Source organism: Rhodoglobus galactosidasius, assembly GCF_054957775.1.
This window is the reverse complement of the sequence record NZ_JBQIAV010000002.1, coordinates 191758-210496: the sequence shown is the minus strand read 5'-3', so window position 1 is coordinate 210496 and position 18739 is coordinate 191758. Positions and strand designations below refer to the sequence as shown.

17 protein-coding genes are annotated in these 18739 nt (G+C 58.0%); 11 read left to right on the top strand and 6 right to left on the bottom strand.

All coding sequences use genetic code 11. From position 1 onward, the window contains the following. Positions 1–39 precede the first annotated feature (39 nt). Both ACTJJW_RS03605 and dnaE read left to right on the top strand, forming a co-directional pair. Entirely contained in the window at positions 40–960 is a 921-nt protein-coding gene (locus tag ACTJJW_RS03605) for an RluA family pseudouridine synthase (RefSeq protein WP_462642733.1), read from the top strand. Between the two features lie 121 nt (positions 961–1081). Continuing rightward, positions 1082–4546, top strand: a complete 3465-nt coding sequence (gene dnaE / locus ACTJJW_RS03600) for a DNA polymerase III subunit alpha (protein WP_462642893.1) — start codon at positions 1082–1084, stop codon at positions 4544–4546. Between the two features lie 40 nt (positions 4547–4586). Here the strand turns inward: dnaE and ACTJJW_RS03595 are convergent, their stop codons facing one another. Continuing rightward, entirely contained in the window at positions 4587–5090 is a 504-nt protein-coding gene (locus ACTJJW_RS03595) for a flavin reductase family protein (RefSeq protein WP_462642731.1), read from the bottom strand. Between the two features lie 68 nt (positions 5091–5158). Between ACTJJW_RS03595 and hisD the strand changes: the two genes are divergently transcribed. The 3 genes from hisD to ACTJJW_RS03580 are packed head-to-tail and all read left to right on the top strand — an operon-like array spanning position 5159 to position 8037. Continuing rightward, a complete protein-coding gene (gene hisD, locus ACTJJW_RS03590; protein ID WP_462642729.1) occupies positions 5159–6472 on the top strand; it encodes a histidinol dehydrogenase in 1314 nt (437 codons plus the stop codon). 20 nt (positions 6473–6492) lie between these two features. After that, complete coding sequence (gene nrdR, locus ACTJJW_RS03585; RefSeq protein WP_462642728.1) at positions 6493–6951, top strand: transcriptional regulator NrdR; 459 nt, start codon at positions 6493–6495, stop codon at positions 6949–6951. Positions 6952–7002: 51 nt separating this feature from the next. Beyond that, positions 7003–8037 (top strand): quinone-dependent dihydroorotate dehydrogenase, encoded by a 1035-nt coding sequence (locus ACTJJW_RS03580; RefSeq protein ID WP_462642727.1) that lies wholly within the window; start codon positions 7003–7005, stop codon positions 8035–8037. A gap of 50 nt (positions 8038–8087) precedes the next feature. On the opposite strand, the gene ACTJJW_RS03575 is transcribed toward ACTJJW_RS03580, so the two are convergent. Next, positions 8088–8666 carry a DUF3043 domain-containing protein gene (locus ACTJJW_RS03575; RefSeq protein WP_462642726.1) on the bottom strand — a complete coding sequence of 193 codons (579 nt, stop codon included), beginning with the start codon at positions 8664–8666 and terminating at the stop codon, positions 8088–8090. 38 nt (positions 8667–8704) lie between these two features. Here ACTJJW_RS03575 and ACTJJW_RS03570 point away from each other — a divergent pair, with 38 nt between their 5' ends. The 6 genes from ACTJJW_RS03570 to ACTJJW_RS03545 all read left to right on the top strand — a co-directional run bounded on the left by ACTJJW_RS03570 (position 8705) and on the right by ACTJJW_RS03545 (position 14025). After that, on the top strand, positions 8705–10123 hold the full coding sequence (locus ACTJJW_RS03570) for a M20/M25/M40 family metallo-hydrolase (RefSeq protein ID WP_462642724.1): 1419 nt from the start codon (positions 8705–8707) through the stop codon (positions 10121–10123). Between the two features lie 9 nt (positions 10124–10132). Continuing rightward, positions 10133–10489 (top strand): HesB/IscA family protein, encoded by a 357-nt coding sequence (locus ACTJJW_RS03565; RefSeq protein ID WP_462642723.1) that lies wholly within the window; start codon positions 10133–10135, stop codon positions 10487–10489. Between the two features lie 137 nt (positions 10490–10626). Continuing rightward, on the top strand, positions 10627–11484 hold the full coding sequence (gene ctaC / locus ACTJJW_RS03560) for an aa3-type cytochrome oxidase subunit II (RefSeq protein ID WP_462642892.1): 858 nt from the start codon (positions 10627–10629) through the stop codon (positions 11482–11484). Between the two features lie 5 nt (positions 11485–11489). After that, positions 11490–13169 (top strand): aa3-type cytochrome oxidase subunit I, encoded by a 1680-nt coding sequence (gene ctaD / locus ACTJJW_RS03555; protein ID WP_462642722.1) that lies wholly within the window; start codon positions 11490–11492, stop codon positions 13167–13169. Positions 13170–13172: 3 nt separating this feature from the next. After that, on the top strand, positions 13173–13595 hold the full coding sequence (locus tag ACTJJW_RS03550) for a cytochrome c oxidase subunit 4 (RefSeq protein WP_462642721.1): 423 nt from the start codon (positions 13173–13175) through the stop codon (positions 13593–13595). Then, complete coding sequence (locus ACTJJW_RS03545; protein WP_462642720.1) at positions 13564–14025, top strand: GNAT family N-acetyltransferase; 462 nt, start codon at positions 13564–13566, stop codon at positions 14023–14025. Before ACTJJW_RS03550 ends, ACTJJW_RS03545 begins: the two co-directional genes overlap by 32 nt. Positions 14026–14502: 477 nt before the next feature. Here ACTJJW_RS03545 and qcrB read toward each other — a convergent pair whose 3' ends face one another. From qcrB to ctaE, 4 genes are read right to left on the bottom strand one after another with little or no spacing between them, the layout of a single operon-like run. Continuing rightward, on the bottom strand, positions 14503–16119 hold the full coding sequence (qcrB, locus tag ACTJJW_RS03540) for a cytochrome bc1 complex cytochrome b subunit (RefSeq protein WP_462642719.1): 1617 nt from the start codon (positions 16117–16119) through the stop codon (positions 14503–14505). After that, positions 16116–17192: a cytochrome bc1 complex Rieske iron-sulfur subunit gene (qcrA, locus tag ACTJJW_RS03535; protein ID WP_462642717.1), complete on the bottom strand. Its 1077-nt coding sequence runs from the start codon at positions 17190–17192 to the stop codon at positions 16116–16118. Before qcrA ends, qcrB begins: the two co-directional genes overlap by 4 nt. 39 nt (positions 17193–17231) lie before the next feature. Continuing rightward, positions 17232–18041: a cytochrome bc1 complex diheme cytochrome c subunit gene (gene qcrC / locus ACTJJW_RS03530; RefSeq protein WP_462642891.1), complete on the bottom strand. Its 810-nt coding sequence runs from the start codon at positions 18039–18041 to the stop codon at positions 17232–17234. Positions 18042–18058: 17 nt separating this feature from the next. Then, a complete protein-coding gene (ctaE, locus tag ACTJJW_RS03525; RefSeq protein ID WP_462642716.1) occupies positions 18059–18694 on the bottom strand; it encodes an aa3-type cytochrome oxidase subunit III in 636 nt (211 codons plus the stop codon). Between the last annotated feature and the right edge of the window lie 45 nt (positions 18695–18739).

The following is an 18739-nucleotide window of genomic DNA, read 5'->3' as shown; positions in this document are numbered from 1 at the left end:
CACCCGTTATTACTTTGAGCACGAACCCAAGGAGCAGTTGTGGAAACCCGTAGTATGCCGGTTCCTGAAGGTCTTGCGGGGCAGCGCGTAGACGCAGCCCTAGCCAAGCTTCTTGGCTTCTCTCGCACATTTTCCGCAGAGGTTGCCGAATCTGGCGGCGTGACGATGGATGGTGTCGAAGTCGGCAAGTCTGACCGACTGGCTGAGGGTGCGTGGATCGAAGTCTCCTGGGTCTCTAAGACAGAGCCGCAAATCGTGCCAGTCCTACTCGATGCTCTGGGCATCGTTTACGACGATGACCACATTGTCATCGTTGACAAACCGGCCGGTGTCGCAGCCCACCCATCGGTTGGATGGGATGGGGTAACTGTGCTGGGAGCGCTTGCGGGTGCTGGATACCGCATCTCGACCTCTGGTGCCGCCGAGCGCGCAGGAATCGTGCACCGCCTCGATGCGGGAACTAGCGGGCTCATGGTGGTAGCGAAGTCAGAACTCGCCTACACGGAACTCAAGCGTGCATTCCATGACCGCGAAGTGAACAAGATTTATCACTCCGTCGTACAGGGGCACCCTGACCCGCTCGCGGGGACAATCGATGCTCCGATCGGTCGGCATCCGGGGTCAAGCTGGAAGTTTGCGGTCGTTGCCGGTGGCAAAGACTCCATCACCCACTACGAGACGCTTGAAGCGTTTCCTTCTGCTGCTCTGGTCGAAGTGCAACTCGAAACTGGGCGCACGCATCAGATCCGTGTGCACATGGCAGCTCAGCGTCACCCCTGTGTTGGCGACAGCATGTACGGCGCAGACCCCACGATTTCGGCGCGGCTTGGCCTGAATCGCCAATGGCTGCATGCCCACAAGCTGGGATTCGCGCATCCAGCGACCGGCGAACAGGTGCTGTTTGAGTCGCCATATCCGGCTGACCTTCAGGCTGCACTTGAGGTGCTTCGGGCCGACTAGGGCGCGTCAGTTAGAGTCTGTTTGGGGTGCTGGCCTAGGCTGGATTTCGAAAGAATTCGGAGTGTCTGTGGCTGCTAATAACGACTCGTTTGTGCACTTGCACGTTCACAGTGAGTATTCGATGCTCGATGGTGCGGCGCGTGTTGGCCCTCTGCTCGACGCTGCTGTCGAACAGGGAATGCCGGCGATCGCGATCACCGACCACGGCAATATGTTTGGTGCCTATGACTTCTGGAAGTCGGCCACCGCCCGCGGTATTAAGCCGATTATCGGCACCGAGGCCTACATCACGCCAGGCACGGCTCGCGGCGACAAGACTCGCGTGCGCTGGGGCGGCAGCCATCAGACTCGGGATGATGTTGGCGGCAGTGGTGCGTACACCCACATGACGTTGCTCTCTCAGAACAACGAAGGCATGCACAACCTGTTCCGCATGTCATCTAAGGCGTCGATCGAGGGGTTCTACTTCAAGCCGCGAATGGATCGTGAGCTACTCAGCCAGTACTCCAAGGGCATTATCGCTACGACGGGTTGCGTCGGTGGCGAGGTTCAGACCAAGCTCCGTCTTGGTCTCTACGACGAGGCGCGACAGGCTGCGGCTGACTTTCAAGACATCTTCGGCAAAGAGAACTTCTTTGCCGAAATCATGGATCACGGCATCGATATCGAACGTCGCACGATACTCGATCTCATTAAGCTCGCCAAAGAGCTCGACATGCCTCTGCTCGCGACAAATGACTTGCACTACACGCACTCTCACGATGCGACGGCACACGCGGCGCTGTTGTGCGTGCAGTCAGCGTCCACGCTCGATGACCCGAACCGTTTCAAGTTTGATTCGAACGAGTTCTACCTCAAGTCGGCTGCCGAGATGCGTTCCTTGTTCCGCGAGCATCCTGAAGCGTGCGACAACACGCTCGTGATCGCAGAGCGTTGCGAAGTCAGTTTTGAGGGCCGCGATCTCATGCCACGCTTCCCGGTTCCCGACGGGGAGACGGAAGCGACCTGGTTTGAAAAGGAGGTCGCGCGTGGAATGAACAAGCGGTTCAATAGCGCGCCATCCGAAGCGCACCTCGCACAAGCCAAATACGAGGTCGACGTAATTCAGCAGATGGGGTTCCCCGGCTACTTCCTAGTGGTCGCCGACTTCATTGAGTGGGCGAAAGCGCAGGGCATCCGGGTCGGCCCGGGTCGTGGTTCTGCAGCGGGTTCGATGGCCTCGTATGCGGTCGGAATTACCGAGCTGGATCCACTCGCTCACGGCCTCATCTTTGAGCGATTCTTGAACCCCGAACGTGTATCGATGCCCGATGTCGATGTCGACTTCGATGATCGGCGACGTGGCGAAGTCATTCGCTATGTCACCGATAAGTACGGCGACGACCGCGTTGCTCAGATCGTGACGTACGGGACGATTAAGGCAAAGCAAGCGCTCAAAGACTCTGCTCGAGTGCTGGGCATGCCGTATTCGGTAGGTGAGAAACTCACCAAAGCGATGCCGCCAGCCATCATGGGCAAAGACATCTCGCTTCATGATGTGCGCAACAAAGACGCGCCACGGTACAAAGAGGCCGCAGATATCCGTGGCATCGTCGATACTGATGCCGAAGCTGCCAAAGTCTTTGACACTGCTGTGGGACTCGAGGGACTGAAACGCCAGTGGGGCGTCCATGCGGCCGGTGTCGTGCTTTCTGCCGAACCCTTGCTCGACGTGTTGCCCATCATGCGCCGCGAAGACGACGGCGCGATCATCACCCAGTTCGATCAGCCACCGCTCGAGAGCCTCGGCTTGATCAAGATGGACTTCTTGGGGCTGCGAAACCTCACCGTCATCGAAGATGCGCTAACGATGATCAAGGCAAACACTGGCTCGCCGCTGGTCATTGAAGATCTTGATCTGGATGCCGACCAGAAAACCTACGACTTGCTTGCCCGCGGCGACACTCTGGGTGTGTTCCAGTTGGATGGCGGGCCAATGCGTGCGCTGCTCAAGCAGCTCAAGCCCACCAACTTCGAAGACATTTCCGCCGTGATCGCGCTGTATCGCCCGGGACCCATGGGAATGAACTCTCACACCAAGTACGCTCTGCGTAAGAACGGCTTGGAGGACATCGATGCGATCCATCCCGAGCTTGAAGAGCCGCTGAAGGAGATTCTCGGCACCACTTTTGGTCTGATCGTGTACCAAGAGCAAGTGATGTCCGTGGCTCAAAAAGTTGCGGGATTCACGCTTGGTCAAGCGGACGTTTTGCGTCGCGCAATGGGCAAGAAGAAGAAAGAAGAGCTCGACAAACAGTTCATCGGTTTTGAAACCGGCATGATCGACAACGGCTTCAGCAAAGAAGCCGTCAAGGTGCTGTGGGAAACGCTCATGCCGTTCGCCGACTACGCCTTCAACAAGGCTCACAGTGCCGGCTATGGCGTGCTCAGCTATTGGACCGCCTATCTCAAAGCCAACTATCCGGCCGAATACATGGCAGCGCTGCTCACGAGCGTCGGAGACTCCAAAGACAAGCTCGGAATGTATCTGAGCGAGTGCCGTCGCATGGGCATCAAGGTGCTGGCGCCCGATGTCAACGAGTCCACCGTCAACTTCACTGCTGTTTCTGGCGACATCCGGTTCGGCCTCGGAGCTGTTCGTAACGTTGGTTCCGCGGTGGTGGAGCAGATAGTTCGTGCGCGCACTGAAAAGGGCCGCTTCGAGTCATTCCACGACTACTTGCGCAAGGTTTCCATCCAGGTGGCGAACAAACGCACGGTGGAGTCTCTCATCAAGTCGGGTGCGTTTGACTCTCTCGGAGCAACCCGTCGCGGACTCCTCGAGATCCACGAGGATGCGTGCGACTCGGCAGTGAGCCTCAAACGCAACGAAGCCAACGGTCAGGTAGATCTGTTCGGCGGCATCTTTGATTTCGATGAAGACGATGATGGCGTGCCCGAGCGACCGGAGTGGTCAAAGCGCGACAAGCTCGCCTTCGAGCGCGAGATGTTGGGGCTTTATGTGTCCGATCATCCGCTGTCGGGTCTCGAGCTTCAGCTCGCGAAGCATCAGGATGCCTCCATCGCCGAGGTTCTGTCTGGTGATGTGGTCTCCGATGGCGAGCACGTGTCGATCGCAGGGCTTGTCACGAGTGTTCAACACCGGGTCGCCCGCAACAGCGGCAACCAATACGGCATTGTCACGGTCGAAGACTTCGGCGGCGAGATTAGCGTCATGTTCCTGGGCAAGACCTATCAGGAGTTCGCTCCGGGACTTGTCAATGACTCAATCGTTGTGGTTCGCGGGCGAGCAAGTGCTCGGGACGATGGCATGAATTTGCACGCAGTCAGCATGTTCTCACCAGAGCTTGGTCCGAGCTTGGGTTCCGGACCGATCGTGGTATCGCTCAATGAGCAACGGGCGACCACAGATGTGGTTGCGGGGCTCGGCGATGTACTCATTCGGCACTCTGGCGACGTCGAAGTGCGATTGCGCCTCGTGCGCGGTGACGTAGCGCGAGTCTTTGAAGTGCCCTACCGTGTCAGGGTGTCAGCGGACCTCTACGGCGAACTCAAAACGCTGCTCGGTCCCGGCTGCCTAGGCTAGTACGCGCTAGTCGGCTGCGCACGTCTGTAGCGCGCTTGGACTAGTCGTCGAGAGCGTGCGGGCGCATGTAGGTGCGCTCGTGGTAGAGCAAAGCTTCATCTTCGTCGCCCAAAATGCCGTGATCGATTTCAACGACCACGACCGCATTGTTGTGCACGGGATGAACGTCAACGATGCGTCCAATCACAATCGCAGTCGCACCATCGAGCATTGGGAGACCGCTGTCATCGGCGTGCCAGTGGTCTCCAACAAACCGAAGGTCATGATCAGCGGCCATACGTTCGGCCAAGTGACGGCTACGCGGACCCAACATGTGAATCGCGACCTGGTTTCCAATAGTGATGGCGGGCCAGGAGCTTGAAACTTGAGCCATATTGAAGGTGGCGAGCGGGGGAACGGCCGCTAGCGATGCGAGGGATGTGGCTGTGAATCCTACCGGATGGCCATCGGGTGCGATCGACGTCACTACTGCTACGCCAGCCGCGTGGCGTCTGAATGCGCTCTTAAAAGCGTCGATTCCCTCTGTTGCTACTGAATTATCCATGTCTTCTCTATCAAGCCTAATCGGCGTGAAAGAATTCCGGGCACAGAACGAACTAACATGGTGAGGCCATGTCACTGAATACAATCGATCTTCGTGCCGCCACTCTGAGCCGCGCTGAACTTTCCCGTGTCATCCCTCGTGCTCAAATGGACGTTTCGGTCGCCTCTGCTGCGGCGATTCAGCTCATTGACGATGTCCGCGAGCGAGGCGAGCAGGCGCTGCTCGACCAAGCTGAACGCCTAGACCGGGTGCGACCTGACCGGGTACGGATCCACGCCGATGAGATCACTCGTGCTACTCGCGCACTCGAACCAGCCGTGCGCGAGGCTCTCGAACTTGCTATTGACCGTGTTCGCACCGCGAGCAAAGCTCAGGTTCCGCCACCGATCATGACCGAACTTGGCGATGGCGCTGAGATCGTACAGCGCTGGCAGCCCGTCAACCGCGTCGGGCTCTATGTTCCTGGCGGCAAGGCCGTTTACCCGTCGAGCGTGATCATGAATGTGGTTCCTGCGCAGGTCGCCGGCGTTTCTTCGGTGGCTCTCGCGTCCCCTCCGCAGCGCAATTTCGGGGGAGCGGTGCATCCGACAATTCTTGGCGCCGCAGGCTTGCTAGGTGTCGACGAGGTCTATGCCATGGGCGGCGCGGGAGCGATCGGTGCTTTCGCCTACGGAATCCCAGATTTGGGGCTCGATCCCGTTGACATCATTACAGGCCCAGGAAACGTTTACGTCGCCGCAGCTAAGCGCGCAGTTCGGGGCATGGTCGGCATCGATTCCGAGGCTGGTCCAACCGAAATTCTGATCATCGCGGATGCGAATGCTGAGCCGCGTCTCGTAGCGGCAGACCTGCTGAGCCAGGCCGAACACGATGAGCTCGCAGCCGCAGTCTTGGTCACCGATTCAGAGGAGTTGGCGGATGCCGTGCGCATCGAGCTTGCCAAGCAGCTTGCGGCGACGGCGCATTCCGTGCGCGCAGGTACCGCCCTCGAAGGCCAACAGTCCGCGATCGTGTTGGTCAGCGACATGGCGGCTGCCGCTGCGCTAAGCAACGCCTACGGTCCGGAACACTTAGAAATTCAGACTGAAGAGTCAGGCACCGTTCTAGACATGATCGACAATGCCGGTGCGATATTCCTTGGTGCGCAGTCGCCTGTGAGCCTCGGCGACTATCTGGCGGGTTCTAATCACGTGCTTCCTACCGGTGGTCAGTCGCGCTTCTCGTCCGGACTCGGCGCGTATACGTTCTTGCGTCCTCAGCAGGTGATTCGGTACAGCCACGATGCGCTGCGGGCGCTTGAGCCGCACATCGTCGCACTGAGCACGGCAGAGGATCTTCCTGCACACGGCGCGGCTGTGAGTGCACGGTTCACAGACCGCTAACCGGGTACGCTTGACCCACTATGTATTGCCCTTTTTGCAGGCATCCCGATAGCCGGGTTGTCGATTCTCGCACGAGCGACGATGGCCTTTCGATTCGTCGACGTCGACAGTGCCCTGAGTGTGGGCGACGATTCTCGACGACCGAAACGGCGTCACTCAACGTGATCAAGCGCAACGGGGTTGTTGAGTCATTCAGCCGCGAGAAGATCGTTAGTGGTGTGCGCAAGGCATGCCAAGGGCGACCAGTTACTGACGGCGATCTGGCAGTGCTTGCCCAGAAGGTCGAAGAGTCAATTCGCGCCACGGGCGCTGCCCAGATTGATGCGAACGAGATCGGCTTGGCCATTCTTTCGCCACTGCGAGATCTCGACGAAGTCGCGTACCTGCGGTTCGCTAGCGTCTACCAAGCTTTCGATTCGCTCGACGACTTTGACTCGGCCATTAGCCAGCTCCGTTTGGATCACGGCACGAACACCTAGTCTGGCCCCGTTGTTGAACACTGTCTTCTATCGCTGAGAGCACCGCTGCCCATGTATGAGTTCTTCTTCCGCACCGTTCTCAAGCGACTCGACCCCGAGTTCGCCCATTCACTGGCGTTCGCGGTGATTCGAGCGCTTCCAGGGATTGGCATCGGCCCCTTACTGCAACGCACTCCAGATCCGATACTTCGAGTTGAGACGCTCGGCCTGAGTTTTGATTCACCATTTGGGGTCGCTGCGGGATTCGACAAATCTGGTGTTGGAATCCACGGCCTTGGACAGCTCGGCTTTAGCCACGTGGAGGTGGGAACGATTACTGCGCTTCCGCAGCCGGGAAACCCCAAGCCGCGACTCTTCCGTCTGGTTGCCGACCGCGGCGTCATCAATCGGATGGGTTTCAACAACGCAGGTGCAGTCAAAGCATCTTTGGTGATTGAGCGTGCACGAAAGCGAGCACAGCGACCCATTATCGGGATAAACATTGGCAAGTCACGAGTCGTTGCTGTTGAGGCTGCCGTTGCCGACTACCTTACGAGTGCTCGTGCGTTGGCTCCGCTTGCCGACTACTTGGTCGTGAACGTGAGCTCGCCGAACACCCCAGGACTGCGTGGGTTGCAAGAGATTGACAGGCTCAAGCCGTTGCTTACCGCAGTGAAATCTGCCGCCGGTGTTACCCCGGTGCTCGTCAAGATCGCCCCGGACATTACTGATGATGAAGCTGCGGCAATCGCTCGCCTTGCCGTCGAAGAACTCGATGGCATTATCGCGACGAACACGACGCTCTCTCGCGAAGGGCTCGCGACGGAACCCGACATCATCGACGCTGCTGGCGCCGGTGGGGTCTCAGGCAAACCTGTTGCCGCGCGGTCGCTAGAACTATTGCGGGTCATCCGCGGTGTTGTTCCTGCCGAGTTCTGTGTGATCTCGGTCGGTGGCATCGAAACGGCTGAGGATGTCGCTGACCGCCTGCGAGAGGGCGCAACCCTCGTTCAGGGCTACACCGGGTTCATCTACCGCGGCCCATTCTGGGCGCGGTCGATCAATCGCAGGCTCGCAACGCTCTTACGCGCCGAGCGCGCGGCCTAGCCAACCCAGCGCGGCCTCGCGAGCGCCGCGCTGGGTGCTGAGCGCGAGGTCTAGCTCGGGAACTGCCCGCGCTTGACCTGTGGCTTGGGCAGTCGCATGATGCGCAGCTGCAATGAACGCATCGCGGCGTACCACCGAACCTTCTCAACGCGCGATTCGCCAAACTTTTCAGCGATCTTGCGGCGGAGGCGTAGTCCGAGCAGGATTGCGTCGATTGTTGCGACGATGAAGAAGCCCCACAGCGCGAACAGTCCGAACACCTGCACCTCGGGCTGAGGGAAGAGGGTCAAGATGATGACCACGAACATCGCGGGAACCAGTAGTTCTCCGACGCTAAAGCGGGCATCTACGTAGTCGCGAACGTAGCGCTTCTGTGGGCCGCGGTCACGAACCGGCAGGTATTTCTCTTCACCGTTCGCCATGCCGACGCGAGCGCGTTCACGCTCAGCCTGCACTTGAGTGCGCGCTTGGCGACGGGCCTCCTTGCGGTCGTCAGAGACGAGTGGGCGCAGGTTGGCCGCTTCGCGCTCTTTGCGCGTGGGGGTCGGGCGTCCCTTTCCGGCGACACTTTCGTGGTCAGCCGGGGTTTCGGGAGTCGAGTTGCTATCGGACGAAGATGCTTTTGCCACTAGGTTCCTTGCGTTGATGTCGATCTAAGATTACCCGTATGACTCACACGCCGCAGCCGATGTCCGCGTCGACGACTCCCGACCCTCTATTCGACTCACTTTCTGAGGCGGTCGTTGCAGCAATGCCAGCAACAATTGCGGAGTTGTCATCGCTTGTGCGAATCCCTTCAGTGTCCTGGGATGGCTTCGATTCGGAGGAGGTTCAGCGCAGCGCCGAGGCGGCCAAAGTGCTGATCGAGGGCATCGGCGTTTTCGACAGCGTGGAACTCGCGCGTGCACCGATTGATGAGACAACGCTGGGTCATCCGGCGCTTCTTGCTACGCGCAAGGCTAAGAATGGCAAGCCAACAATTCTTTTGTATGCCCATCATGACGTGCAGCCTCCCGGTCAGGATGCGGATTGGGATTCGCCGCCGTTCGAGCCGACCGTGCGTGGCGACCGCCTGTACGGTCGCGGAGCCGCTGATGACAAGGCGGGCATCATGGCCCACGTTGCCGCGATCCGCGCATTCGTTGCAACCGTGGGTAACGACTTCGATCTCGGACTCGTGGCATTCTTCGAGGGAGAAGAAGAGTTCGGCTCGCGCTCGTTTGCGAGCTTCATCACCGAGAACCGCGACAAGCTTGCCGCCGATGTCATCGTTGTTGCTGATTCCGACAATTGGGACATCAATACCCCGTCGCTCACCGTCGGCCTGCGCGGAAACGTCACGTTCAAGCTGAAGGTGTCGACCCTTTCTCACGCCTCGCACTCGGGAATGTTCGGGGGAGCGGTGCCGGATGCGATGCTCGCGACAGTAAAACTTCTTGCGACTCTGCACGATGAGGTCGGTGCCGTCGCTGTAGACGGACTGATCAGCCGTGATGGACAGACACCCGAATACAGCGAAGAAAAGTTGCGGCATGAAGCTGGCCTGCTTGACGGTGTCTCTTCAGTGGGCATCGGTAGCGTGCTCAGTCGCCTCTGGGACAAGCCGGCCATCACGATCACAGGCATCGATGCGCCGACAGTAATGAACGCATCCAACACTCTGTCGCCGAGCGTTACCGTGAAACTCAGTGCGCGCATTGCGCCCGGGCAGGACCCCAATGACGCGTTCGATGCCCTGAAAGCCCACCTTGAAGCCAATGCTCCTTTTGGAGCCCACCTTGAGATCTCGGATGTCGACCGTGGAAGCCCGTTCCTTGTAGATACCAGCGGTTGGGCCGTCGAGGTTGTCACAGCTGCAATGCACGAGGCGTGGGGCAATGAGCCCCTACAGACCGGCATCGGCGGTTCGATTCCGTTCATTTCCGACCTCGTCGAAGTATTCCCTGAGGCGCAAATTTTGGTCACGGGAGTCGAAGACCCTGAGTCGCGTGCGCACAGCCCGAACGAGTCGTTACATTTGGGCGTTTTCAAGCGCGCCATCCTCACGGAGGCGCTGCTGCTCGCAAAGTTGGAACGTCGGGCGTAGAATTAGCTCATGACTGAAACCGTTGTTGAAACTGCTGCCCATGGGGTTGCGCTGACCGAGGCTGCCACCGACAAGGTCCGTAGCTTGATGTCGCAAGAAGGTCGCGATGACCTGCGCTTGCGTCTGGCCGTACAGCCGGGCGGATGCTCGGGGCTCATCTACCAGCTCTACTTTGACGAGCGCATTCTCGACGGCGATGTGAGCGTTGACTTCGGCGACGGCGTAGAAGTAGTTGTCGACAAGATGAGCGTTCCGTACCTTGACGGTGCAAGCATCGACTTCGAAGACACCATCCAGAAGCAGGGTTTCACTATCGACAACCCGAATGCTGAGGGCAGTTGTGCCTGTGGTGACAGTTTTCACTAGTTTCGAACCAATTTTTTGAAAAGGTGCGCCGATCCGGCGCACCTTTTCTCTTGTGTGGGGCGAGCCGGTAATCATCAGACACTCTGGCTCCCTATAGACTGGAAAGGTATTAGTCCGTGTTCTTCGAGAGGTCACAGGTGCGCTCTAACCGCCGAATTCGATGGGCAGCGATCCCCATCGCTCTGGTTACGATGCTGGTTTTGTCCGGTTGTACCCAAGACCAACTTCAGGGTTACCTCCCAGGAGACCCCGAGACTACTAGCAACACAAGCCGCGTTATAGGGCTTTGGGTTACGTCGTGGATCGTGCTTTTGATCGTGGGTGTCATCACGTGGGGGCTCATCATCTGGGCCGCCGTCGTCTACCGTCGTCGCCGCGGACAGACCGGGCTCCCCGTTCAGTTGCGCTACAACTTGCCGATCGAGATTTTCTACACGATTGTGCCCCTGATTCTCGTAATCGGTTTCTTCGCCTTTACCGCTCGTGACCAAGCAGCGATTGAAGGGGTCGAGGTAAACCCCGACGTTTCCATCGAAGTCGTTGGAAAGCGTTGGGCGTGGGACTTCAACTACATCGATGAGAACGTCTACAGCCCGGGAGTCCAGGCTGATTTCAATCCCGACGGCACGATCAACGTGGATGAATTGCCACAGTTGGTTCTTCCGGTCGATAAGAAGGTTGAAATCAAGATCGAATCACGCGACGTGATTCACTCCTTCTGGGTAATCGACTTCTTGTACAAGAAGGACATGATCCCTGGCAAGAGCAACTACATGTACTTCATTCCTACCAAGGAAGGCACCTATCAGGGCAAGTGTGCTGAGCTGTGCGGCGAGTACCACTCACTCATGCTCTTCACGGTCAAGGTTGTCTCCGAGGCTGAGTACGAGGACTACATCGAGGCTCAGCGCTCCGCTGGCTACGAAGGTCAACTCGGTGTTGACTACAACGTGAACCAGAACTTGCCCGGCAACGGCAGCAGCGACGAGGAATAGGGCTCATGAGCGTCGAACATAAGGGCAACGTCTTGGTGAACTGGATCACCTCGACTGACCACAAAACTATCGGGTATATGTACCTGATCACCTCCTTCTTCTACTTCCTCCTCGGCGGGGTGATGGCGCTCGTCATCCGAGTGCAGCTCTTTGAGCCAGGCCTGGCGGTTGTTGCAACTGGTGAGCAGTACAACCAGTTGTTCACCATGCACGGCACAATCATGCTGCTGATGTTTGCGACGCCACTCTTTGCTGGTTTCGCGAACGTGCTCATGCCCCTCCAGATCGGCGCGCCAGATGTTGCGTTCCCGCGACTCAACGCTTTCGCCTACTGGCTCTACAGCTTTGGTTCGCTGATCGCTGTCGCTGGATTCCTTACTCCGCAGGGTGCGGCATCCTTCGGTTGGTTTGCCTACGCCCCGCTTTCGAGCACCACGTTCTCACCGGGAATCGGCGGAAACCTGTGGGTCTTCGGTCTCACAATGAGTGGCTTCGGAACCATTCTTGGTGCTGTGAACTTCATCACTACCATCATCACGATGCGTGCACCGGGTATGACGATGTTCCGTATGCCGATTTTCACGTGGAACACGCTCGTTACTTCGCTCCTCATACTGATGGCGTTCCCCGTTTTGGCGGCAGCACTCTTCGGTCTTGGAGCAGATCGAGTTGCCGGCGCACACATATACGACCCTGCCAACGGTGGAGTGCTGCTATGGCAGCACCTATTCTGGTTCTTTGGTCATCCCGAGGTGTACATCATTGCGCTCCCATTCTTCGGAATCGTCTCGGAGGTGTTCCCGGTATTCAGCCGCAAGCCGATTTTCGGCTACTCGACTCTGATCTACGCGACAATCTCTATTGCTGCGCTTTCCGTTACGGTCTGGGCTCACCACATGTATGTCACGGGTTCGGTATTGCTACCGTTCTTCTCCCTCATGACAATGCTCATCGCGGTGCCGACAGGGGTGAAGATATTCAACTGGATCGGCACAATGTGGCGCGGTTCAATTACCTTTGAGACCCCTATGTTGTGGGCAATCGGGTTCCTCGTTACGTTTACCTTCGGTGGACTTACCGGTGTTATCCTCGCTAGCCCACCGCTCGACTTTGTTGTGTCCGATACCTACTTTGTCGTCGCACACTTCCACTACGTAGTGTTCGGTACCGTCGTCTTCGCAATGTTCAGTGGATTCTACTTCTGGTGGCCCAAGTGGACAGGAAAAATGCTCAATGAGCGACTCGGAAAGATCCACTTTTGGTTGCTGTTCATCGGTTTCCATACGACCTTCCTTATCCAGCACTGGATTGGAGTCGTTGGGCTTCCTCGCCGTTACCGCACCTACCTCGAAGAGGATGGTGTGACGTGGATGAACCAGGTCTCGACAGTCGGAGCTTTTCTCCTCGCTGTATCGATGATCCCCTTCCTCTACAACGTGTACATCACTGCACGCAAGGCACCTCGCGTCACGGTCGATGACCCGTGGGGTTATGGGCGTTCGCTCGAGTGGGCTACCAGTTGCCCGCCACCGCGCCACAACTTCACGTCGATTCCACGAATTCGTTCAGAGTCGCCGGCGTTCGATTTGAATCACCCTGAAGCTGGAATCCCTGTCGGCATCGGCCCGGGCAAAGATGCTCCGGATGCACCCGTATACGATCTCGCAGACGAGAAGGTGAAATAGCTCATGAAGGCTAACGTCAAGCTTTATTGGATTCTGACCGTCTTCTTTGTCGTTCTTGCGGCTCTCTACACAGGCTGGTCGCTCATTGACCAGGCGCATCAGCGTATTGAATGGGTAGGAACGATCACACTGCTCCTCAGCGGACTGCTGTGGGCACTGATCGCCTTCTACCTTGGCAAAGTCCATGACGCGCAGGGTGGTGAGCTCGCAGAGGACCGCCTCGATGCGAACATTGAAGACGGTGATGCGGAGCAGGGACACTTCAGCCCATGGAGCTGGTGGCCCATCGTGCTCGCCGCATCCGTTTCGCTCGTGTTCCTCGGCGTTGCGATTGGACCATGGATCGCGTTCATTGGTGGCGGAATTCTTATCGTTAGCCTCGTAGGGTGGACGTATGAGTACTACCGCGGATACTTCGCACGCTGAGACTGTGCGGATACGTTCTGCGACCGCTGCTGATGCGGGCCCGGTATTCGAGCTCCTCAAGCAGCTCGGCACCGAGTACGCACCAGACCGTGCGGCCTATGACGCCAGTTTTTCGCATGCCGTAGACGATCAGGCCACCACGCTCATATTGGTCGCTGAGCAGCCCGATACTGGCGTTGTCGGCTACGCTTTCGCGACGATCGCGCACTTGCTCCATACCAATGGAAGTTCAGCACAACTGCAAGAACTCGTCGTGGACGGCTCAGTTCAGAGCTCGGGCATTGGCACGCGCCTTGTTGAGGCAGTCGAAGCAGTGTGTTTGGAGCGCGGCGTTCGACAGCTCACGGTTCCTAGCCGAGGCTCTGCCGACTTTTTCGAACGAATCGGCTACCGTTCGACGGCCGACTTCCTCAAACGCGTCTTCGACTAGAAGCTGAGCTCCCAGCCTTCAGCTGGGTAGTCGCGCGCAGGGTCCTGCGTTGCGGCGCGCGCGGCCTTGTCTTTCTGCCGTGGTCGCTGTGCATAAGTTGCCAACACCCTGCTAAGAAAGGCCGCTGACCCAAGAAGATGGTTATTTCTAAGGCTCAATGTCCCGGGAGTAGTTTTCGAACCGTCCGGTCGAATCTTTTCTACCGGCGAGACTTGCCGGTACAGGGTTTGGTGGGTGATACCGAGTCTTTGCACAGTTTGCCGACGTTGGTTTTTGGTGTCCCATTGCGGCCATCCCCAAGCGTACTTTCGCTGGGGCATGTTAAACGGTCGGCTGCCGCTCCTCTGCCTTGTTGACAGCGAAGCAGATACTGGTTTGCTGCTTGCTCCTATCCGGCCAGGCTCGACATCCTTAAACGGCTGTGGGCCTTGGCGGAGAGTATCCGTGAAGGCCCACAAGCGTTTATTCGGGGGAGAGTTAGTGGTGCTCGTCCTTTGATTGTTCGATCTCGCGCTGAGATACGGGCGCGATGCGGTCTTCGAAGAACCACCGTGAGGCGGATGCACGAAGGCGCTGGCCAGTCGTGATTTTTCCGTCAGCGTTCGGGCGGATCATGAGCGGCTTGTAGTCGGTGAAGTTGACGAGCTTCCAACGCTCGTACTCATCGAGCTGTTCATGAACTTCAATGTACTCACCGTGCGGCATGCGCACGATTCGTCCCGACTCGTAACCGTGGAGTGCGATCTCGCGATCCTTCTTCTGCAGACCCAGGCATACGCGCTTCGTGAGGAAGTACGCAATGATCGGTCCGAAGATGAGCAGTGCCTGGGAGGAGAGGATGACTCCCTCAATAGTCAGCTTGAAGTGCGTCGCTATCAGGTCCGAGCTTGCCGCGGCCCAGAGGACTGCGTAGAACGTGACACCCGCTGCGCCGATCGCGGTACGAGTCGGAGCGTTGCGAGGACGGTCAGCGATGTGGTGCTCACGCTTGTCGCCAGTGACCCACGCCTCAATGAAGGGGTAGAACGCCACGATGGCGATGAAGAGTCCCAGGATCACCAGCGGTGCGATGATGTTGAACGACCACGTGTACCCGAACCACTCGGTCTCCCACCCCGACGGAACAAGTCGAAGCGCACCGTCGGCGAATCCGATGTACCAGTCTGGCTGAGTACCCGCAGATACGGGGGAGGGGTCGTAGGGTCCGTAAACCCAGACCGGGTTGACCGAGAATGTCGATGCGATCAACGTGATCACACCGAAGACGATGAAGAAGAATCCACCAGCCTTCGCCGCAAAGCCAGGCATAACAGGTGAACCGACGACATTGTTGTTGGTGCGGCCGGGGCCAGCGAACTGTGTGTGCTTGTTGATCACGAGCAGCAGCATGTGCACGCCGATTGCCGCAATGATGATTGCGGGCAAGAGCATGATGTGCAGGATGTACAGGCGGCTGATGATATCGACGCCGGGGAATTCTCCGCCGAAGAGCAGATAGGAGATCCATGTTCCGATAACCGGGATTCCCTTGACCATGCCGTCAATGATCCGTAGACCGTTACCCGAGAGCAGATCATCCGGCAGTGAGTATCCGGTGAACCCTTCGGCCATCGCGAGGATGAACAAAACGAAGCCGATGAGCCAGTTGATTTCACGTGGTTTGCGGAACGCACCGGTGAAGTACACGCGAAGCATGTGCAAGCCGATCGCTGCCACGAAGAGCAGCGCAGCCCAGTGGTGCACCTGACGCATCAGGAGACCACCGCGAATGTCGAAGGAGATATCGAGAGTCGATGCCATAGCGACAGACATCTCGATGCCCTTCAGCGGCGCGTAGGAGCCGTCGTACTCGACCTCGACCATGGATGCTTCGAAGAAGAACGTCAGGAACGTTCCCGACAGCAGGATCACGATAAAGCTGTAGAGGGCGACCTCGCCGAGCATAAATGACCAGTGGTCAGGGAAGATCTTACGACCTACCTCTTTGACGAGGCCAGAGATGCTGGTGCGCTCGTCAATGTAGTTCGCTGCAGCTGAGGTGAAACGCTGTCCGCGCGACTTCGACTGTACGTCCTGGGTGGGTGTGGTTGTCATAACTGGCGCTCCCAGAAGCTTGGTCCGACGGGCTCCTCGAAGTCGCTCTGTGCAATGAGGTAGCCCTCAGCGTCGACCGCGATTGGCAATTGTGGAAGTGGACGTGCTGCTGGTCCGAAGATCACTGCGGCTTCGCGCGTGATGTCGAATTGCGACTGATGGCAGGGGCACAGCAGGTGGTGGGTCTGCTGCTCGTAGAGAGCGACCGGGCATCCGACGTGCGTGCAAATCTTGGAGTAGGCGACAATTCCGTCATAGCTCCAGCCTTCGCGGCCTTCAGAGACTTCCATATCTTCCGGCTTGAGCCGCACAAGAAGCACGGCAGCCTTCGCCTTTTCCTCAATGCGGTGTTCAGCGTCATTGATTCCCTCGGGGATGACTTGGAACGCCGAGCCAAGTGTGACGTCGGAAGCCTTGATGGGGGTGCCGCTAGGATCGCGCGCGAGGCGCATGCCAGTCTCCCAAAACGTGTGTTTGAGAAGTTTTACCGGGTCTTCTTCTGGAGCTAGGTCGCGGAAAAGGGCGATAGCAGGAAGAGGCGTGACGACGAGCGCACCGATGAGAGTGTTGCGAAGCATTGTGCGTCGGCCGAAGCCGGACTCCTTGTTGCCGAGTGTGAATACCTCGATGGCCTTCGCTCGGCTCTCATCGGTGCTGCGGGTGCTGTGGCGCTGCTCAACGAGGTCGTGACCTTCCATAAGCGACTTTGACCAATGCACTGCACCGATTCCGATGCTGAGCAGTCCCAACGTGATTCCGAGGCCGAGAAAAAGGGTGTTGTTGCGAACCGACTGCATATTTCCGGGCTCGATGGGAAATGCAATGTAGGCGGCTACAGCGAGCACACTTCCGATGATGGAAACGAAGAAGAACGCTGAAACGTGGCGCTCCTGCTGCCGATCAACCCGAGGATCGAGATCCGTCACGCGTGGGCGGTACGGAGGGAACCCAGGGTTGGGTACTTCATCGGTTGCGACGACAGCGGTGCCTGCATCGTGTGCAGGAGCGCTGTGCTGCGCGACGTCCTTACCCGCAGCCATGCTGCGGGCGGTATCGCCGTGGTCGTCTGCCATTCTTATCCCTTCAACCGTCCGCTGTGTAGCGGCCGCTAACTAGTTTGACTTAGCCGTGAGCCAGACCGTGATTGCCACGATCCCGCCGAGTCCGAAAATCCAGATGAACAGTCCCTCCGAAACGGGGCCGAGAGACCCGAGGGTAAATCCACCGACTGACGGCGTCTCATCCAAGTACTTGAGGTACGTGATGATGTCGGCCTTCTCTTCAGGCGTGAGGTTGGTGTCGTTGAACACCGGCATGTTCTGCGGGCCCGTGAGCATAGCTTCGTATGCGTACTTGGGGGCTATGTCGGCAAGCGGCGGAGCATATTTGCCTTCGGTGAGCGCTCCACCGGCACCGGCAACGTTGTGGCACATTGCACAGTTGTTAACGAAAAGCTGGGCTCCGTTTGAGACATCGCCCTCACCCGTGAGGTACATGTCCGCCGGGATAGCGGGGCCGGGACCCTTCGAAGCGACAAATACTGCAAGCGCTTGAATCTGCTCTTCGGTGAACTGAACAGGCTTCTTTTCTGCCTGCGGACCAGTGACAGCTAGTGGCATACGGCCGGTTCCGACCTGGAAATCGGTAGCAGCTGCACCGACACCGATCAACGTCGGCCCCTGGGTGGTTCCTTGAAGGTTGAGCCCGTGACACGTAGCACAGTTCGCTACGAAGAGCTTCCCGCCCTCTTCAACCAGTGCCTCGGCGGATGCGTTGGTCTCTGCCGTCGCGCTAGAGGTGAAGAGCGCGTAAGCGCCACCTGTACCCACGAGACCGACGAGCAACAGAGCTACGGTCGCAAGAGGATGGCGTCGACCGACAGGCCGTGACCTGCGAGACGCGCGTGCTGCCGATGTGGCCATTGCTTTTTGTCCGTTTCTCATTTGAGCACATAGATGATGAGGAAGAGGCCAATCCAGACCACGTCGACGAAGTGCCAGTAGTAAGAAACAACGATCGCGGTTGTTGCTTCTTTGTGGCCGAAGGTTTTGACCGCGAATCCACGCCCAAGCACGAGCAGGAAGGCGATGAGCCCGCCCGCAACGTGGAGACCGTGGAATCCGGTAGTGAGGTAGAACACTGAACCGTACGCGTCGCTCGAGAGACTGACGTACTCAGAGACAAGTGTTGCGTACTCGAAGACCTGACCGGTAACGAATACAGCGCCCATGGCGTAGGTGAGGAAGAACCACTCGGTCATGCCCCACTTCCTCATATCGAAGAGCTTGCCAGTGCGGTGTACTTGCATCCGCTCTGCAGCAAACACACCAAACTGGCAGGTCACAGACGAGAGCACGAGGATGATCGTGATCGTAGTGGCAAACGGCACGTTGAGCTTCTCGGTCTGCTCAGCCCACAACCCAGGCGAAGTGGACCTCAGAGTGAAATAAATGGCGAAGAGGCCAGCGAAGAACATCACCTCACTTCCGAGCCAGACGATGGTACCGACCGCAACAGTGTTCGGTCGTTGGACAGACTGGGCTCCGAGCGAGCGATTGAGGGCAGCTGTGGTCACCTATCTATTATGGCGGATATCTCGGGGTTCGTTTTTCAATCTCCG